Here is a 4,579-nt window from a genome sequence, read left to right as displayed (position 1 = left end):
GCCCTGGCCGCCGGCGCCAAGCCGGCCGCTGCCGCCTCGTCGATTCCGGCGCCGGCGCAGCGCGCCGCACTGCCGTCGGTCGCCGCCCCGGTGGGCCGCGACACGTCGCTCGAAGGCCGCCCGGAGCAGCGCGTGCCGATGTCGCGTCTGCGCGCCCGTATCGCCGAGCGCCTGCTGCAATCGCAACAGACCAACGCCATTCTGACCACGTTCAACGAGGTCAACATGAAGCCGGTGATGGATCTGCGCAACAAGTACAAGGACAAGTTCGAGAAGGAGCACGGCGTGAAGCTGGGCTTCATGTCGTTCTTCGTGAAGGCCGCCGTGCATGCGCTCAAGAAGTACCCGGCCGTGAATGCGTCGATCGACGGTAACGACATCGTCTACCACGGCTATTTCGACATCGGTATCGCCGTCGGCTCGCCGCGCGGTCTGGTAGTGCCGATCCTGCGCAATGCCGACCAGATGAGCCTGGCCGACATCGAGAAGAAGATCGCCGAATACGGCAAGAAGGCTGCCGATGGCAAGCTGTCGATCGAGGAAATGACCGGCGGCACGTTCTCGATCTCGAACGGCGGCGTGTTCGGCTCGATGCTCTCGACCCCGATCATCAACCCGCCGCAATCGGCCATTCTGGGCGTGCACGCCACGAAGGACCGTCCGGTCGTGGAAAACGGCGAGATCGTCATCCGTCCGATGAACTATCTGGCCATGAGCTACGACCACCGCATCATCGACGGCCGCGAAGCCGTGCTGAGCCTCGTCGCCATGAAGGAAGCGCTGGAAGATCCGGCTCGCCTGCTGCTCGACCTGTAAGCGTTAGCGCGCACCGCGCGGCAGCGCCCGGCCATCCGTTGCACGGCCGGCGCGCCGCGCCTTCTTCTGCCGTCAACCTTCACTGAGTCTCAAAATGGCAAACAAAGAATTTGATGTAGTCGTTATCGGCGCCGGCCCCGGCGGTTATATCGCCGCAATCCGCGCCGCGCAGCTCGGCTTTTCCGTCGCCTGCGTCGAGAAGTGGACCAATCCGGCCGGCAAGATGGTGCTCGGCGGTACGTGCCTGAACGTGGGCTGCATTCCGTCGAAGGCGCTGCTCGCGTCGTCGGAGGAATTCGAGAAGGTCGGCCACCATCTGGCCGATCACGGTATCACCACGTCGGACGTCAAGATCGACATCGCCCAGATGCTCAAGCGCAAGCAGGGCATCGTCGACAAGATGACCGGCGGCATCGAGTTCCTGTTCAAGAAGAACAAGATTACGTGGCTCAAGGGCCACGGCAAGATCATCGCCAAGAACGATGCCGGCTATCAGATCGATGTGACGGGCGCCGAGAATGAATCGGTCACCGCCAAGAACATCATCATCGCCACCGGTTCGAAGGCGCGCCACCTGCCGGGCATGCCGGTCGACAACAAGCTCATCTCGGACAACGAAGGTGCGCTCTCGTTCGACACCGTGCCGAAGAAGCTGGGCGTGATCGGCGCCGGCGTGATCGGTCTGGAGCTCGGTTCGGTGTGGCGTCGTCTGGGCGCCGAGGTCACCGTGCTCGAAGCCATGCCGGAGTTCCTGGCCGCCGCCGACGCCGGCGTGGCCAAGGAGGCCGCCAAGCAGTTCAAGAAGCAGGGGCTGGACATCAACGTCGGCGTGAAGGTCGGCGAAGTGAAGACCGGCAAGAACAGCGTGACGGTCAACTACACGGACAAGGACGGCAACGCCAAGACGCTCGAAGTCGACCGTCTGATCGTCTCGGTCGGCCGCGTGCCGAACACCGACGACCTGGGCCTGGGCAACATCGGTCTGGCGACCGACGAGCGCGGCTTCATTCCCGTGGACGAGCACTGCCGCACCAAGCTGCCGAACGTGTACGCGATCGGCGACGTGGTGCGCGGCCCGATGCTCGCGCACAAGGCCGAAGACGAGGGCGTGCTGGTGGCCGAAGTCATCGCCGGCCAGAAGCCGCACATCGACTACAACTGCATTCCGTGGGTGATCTACACCTCGCCGGAAATCGCCTGGGTCGGCAAGACCGAGCAGCAGCTCAAGGCCGAAGGCCGTGAATTCAAGCCGGGGCAGTTCCCGTTCGCGGCCAATGGCCGTGCGCTGGGCATGGGCTCGTCGGACGGTTTCGTGAAGGTGCTGGCCGATGCCAAGACCGACGAAATCCTCGGCGTGCACGTGATCGGTCTGAACGCTTCGGATCTGATCGCCGAAGCGGTGGTCGCGATGGAGTTCAAGGCGGCCTCGGAAGACATCGGGCGTATCTGCCACCCGCACCCGTCGCTGTCGGAAGTGATGCGTGAAGCCGCCCTCGATGTCGAGAAGCGCGCGCTGAACAAGTAAGCAGCGTCACGCTGATGTGTCCGAACAAAGGCGAGGCAACTCGCCTTTGTTTTTTTGAATCCCTTAGCCTCGCGGCCCTCGGGCAATCTCAGGGCGCGCAGTCCGCATGAACGTTCGCGAATACTACCAACAAGAATTGGCCGCGCGCGGCTACAAGCCCGACGAGGCCCAGGAGCGTGCCGTCGATCGTCTGCAGCAGTGCTACGACGAATGGGCCGCCTACAAGGCGCGGCGCTCCAACACCCTCAAGAAGTGGCTGGTGCATCCCGATTTGCCCAAGGGCGTGTATCTATGGGGCGGGGTGGGGCGCGGCAAGAGCTTCCTGATGGACAGCTTCTACTCGGTGGTGCCGCTGCAGCGCAAGACGCGTTTGCACTTTCACGAGTTCATGCGTGAAGTGCATCACCAGCTGCAGGCGCTCAAGGGGCTGCCCGATCCGCTCGACGAGCTGGCCAGGCGCGTCGCCAAGCGCTATCGCCTGATCTGCTTCGACGAATTTCACGTCTCCGACGTCGCCGATGCGATGATCCTGCACCGGCTGCTCTCCGAACTGTTCAAGAACGGCGTGCAGTTCGTCATGACGTCGAACTATCGCCCCGACACGCTCTACCCGGACGGGCTGCATCGCGATCGCGTGCTGCCCGCGATCAAGCTGCTCGAGGAGAAGCTCGACGTGCTCAATGTCGACGCCGGCATCGACTATCGTCGCCGCACGCTCGCGCAGGTGCAGGTGTATCACTATCCGCTCGGCAACGAGGCCAACCGTGCGCTGCGTGCGGCGTTTACCGAGATCGCCGGCGTGCCCGACGAGAGTCCGCTGCTGCACATCGAGCAGCGCGAACTGAAGGCGCTGCGCCGTGCGGGCGGCGCCGTGTGGTTCGACTTCCACACGTTGTGCGGCGGCCCGCGCTCGCAGAACGACTATCTCGAACTGGCCAACCGCTTTCACACCGTCGTGCTCTCGGACGTGCCGAAAATGACGCCGCGCATGGCCTCGGAAGCGCGCCGCTTCACGTGGCTCGTCGACGTGTTCTACGATCACAAGGTCAAGCTGCTGATGTCGGCGCAAGTGCCGCCCGAGGAGCTCTACACCGAAGGCACGCTCGCCAATGAATTCACGCGCACGGTATCCCGTCTGGTCGAGATGCAATCGCTGGAGTATCTGGAAGCGCCGCGCCGCACGGTCGACACGTCGCTGACCTGAATCGCCTGAATCGCCTGCAGCGCACAGGCGCACACTCGGGCTGCGCTCAGCGCCCGCGATTGCCACGATCGGGCTTGCGCTCGCCCGGCTGTCCCGGCGCCCCGGCCGGCGGTGCCGGTGCGGGCGGCTGGCGTTGCTCGCGAAGATGGTTGTAGATGTCGCCTCGCAGGTCGCCCTGCGGCCGCACTTCGGGGGGGCGCGACGGCCTGACCCCACGGGGGGCGGCGTCACCGCGCCCGTCGCCTCGCGCGCCCGGTCGCTCGGCCCCTTGCGCGAACCAGCCGCGAAAGAAGCGGCCGTCAGACGCCGACTGCGCGGCCGCGCCCAGCGAAGCGCCGCTCAGCAAGGCAAAACACACGGCTCGGACAAGTCGGTCGTGACGCATCGTGCCACCTCCTTGTCGGTTGAAGGGCCGCAGGCGCGCGCCGGGACGACACCAGCGCGCAGCGGCAAATCGGGGGTAACCTCGCCGTGTAGGGCGCGGCGCCGGAGCTTGCCGCGACGTGCAGCTTACGCTTCGAGAGTAAAAGCCAGCCGGGCCCTGTGCTGTAAGGATTTGTAAAGCAATGTAAGTCGCTGGTGCCGCGTTCTCGCGAAACGCCTACCATGCGCAGTTTGACCGTCGCAGTGGACTGTCGGAGTATTGATGATGCGTAAATTGTGGATCGCCCTGGTCGGGCTCCTCGTCGTACTGGGGTTGCTGTTTGGCACGCCGTATTACACCTTGTGGAGGGCGCGTGAGGCGGCAAACGCGCGTGACGCCGACGCGCTCTCCGCGTATGTCGATTATCCTGCGGTGCGTGACAGCCTGAAGCTGAGCCTGCACGACGAACTGTCGCGACAGATGGACAAGCAACGCGGCAACGCCTTGGGCGCACTGGCGCTCGCCTTGGGTGGCTGGGTGTCGGACCGCGTGGTCGAAGCGCTGCTCACGCCGCAGGCCGTGGCGGCAATGCTGCGCGGCGACAGCACCGGCTTGCCGCCTGCGCCCGGGGCACCGGCGCCGCGCGAGGTCGCGCCGCCGCCGCAACAGG

Annotated in this window: 5 protein-coding genes; 4 read left to right on the top strand and 1 reads right to left on the bottom strand. The window is 65.0% G+C overall.

What is annotated here, in order from left to right:
* The 3 genes from odhB to zapE form a co-directional block, all read left to right on the top strand.
* Nucleotides 1-816, top strand: an 816-nt coding sequence (odhB, locus tag PNO31109_RS21705; protein WP_150557509.1) for a 2-oxoglutarate dehydrogenase complex dihydrolipoyllysine-residue succinyltransferase, incomplete at its 5' end; no start/stop codon positions are given.
* 94 nt (nt 817-910) lie between these two features.
* Nucleotides 911-2,341 carry a dihydrolipoyl dehydrogenase gene (gene lpdA / locus PNO31109_RS21700; protein ID WP_150557508.1) on the top strand — a complete coding sequence of 477 codons (1,431 nt, stop codon included), beginning with the start codon at nt 911-913 and terminating at the stop codon, nt 2,339-2,341.
* Nucleotides 2,342-2,447: 106 nt separating this feature from the next.
* Nucleotides 2,448-3,545, top strand: a complete 1,098-nt coding sequence (gene zapE, locus PNO31109_RS21695; protein ID WP_150557507.1) for a cell division protein ZapE — start codon at nt 2,448-2,450, stop codon at nt 3,543-3,545.
* 46 nt (nt 3,546-3,591) lie between these two features.
* Here zapE and PNO31109_RS21690 read toward each other — a convergent pair whose 3' ends face one another.
* A complete protein-coding gene (locus tag PNO31109_RS21690) occupies nt 3,592-3,930 on the bottom strand; it encodes a hypothetical protein (RefSeq protein WP_150557506.1) in 339 nt (112 codons plus the stop codon).
* A gap of 261 nt (nt 3,931-4,191) precedes the next feature.
* On the opposite strand from PNO31109_RS21690, the gene PNO31109_RS21685 reads away from it, so the two are divergent.
* Nucleotides 4,192-4,579 (top strand): DUF2939 domain-containing protein (locus PNO31109_RS21685; RefSeq protein WP_150557505.1); only part of this gene is annotated, 388 nt, incomplete at its 3' end.

This window comes from Pandoraea nosoerga (assembly GCF_902459585.1).
Lineage (GTDB): Bacteria > Pseudomonadota > Gammaproteobacteria > Burkholderiales > Burkholderiaceae > Pandoraea > Pandoraea nosoerga.
This window is presented reverse-complemented; position numbering and strand designations above follow the sequence as displayed.

Bases quoted from the DNA above. Each gene is read 5' to 3' on its own strand.
- lpdA (WP_150557508.1), top strand. From the start codon at position 911: ATGGCAAACAAAGAATTTGATGTAGTCGTTATCGGCGCCGGCCCCGGC.
- zapE (WP_150557507.1), top strand. From the start codon at position 2,448: ATGAACGTTCGCGAATACTACCAACAAGAATTGGCCGCGCGCGGCTAC.
- PNO31109_RS21690 (WP_150557506.1), bottom strand. From the start codon at position 3,930: ATGCGTCACGACCGACTTGTCCGAGCCGTGTGTTTTGCCTTGCTGAGC.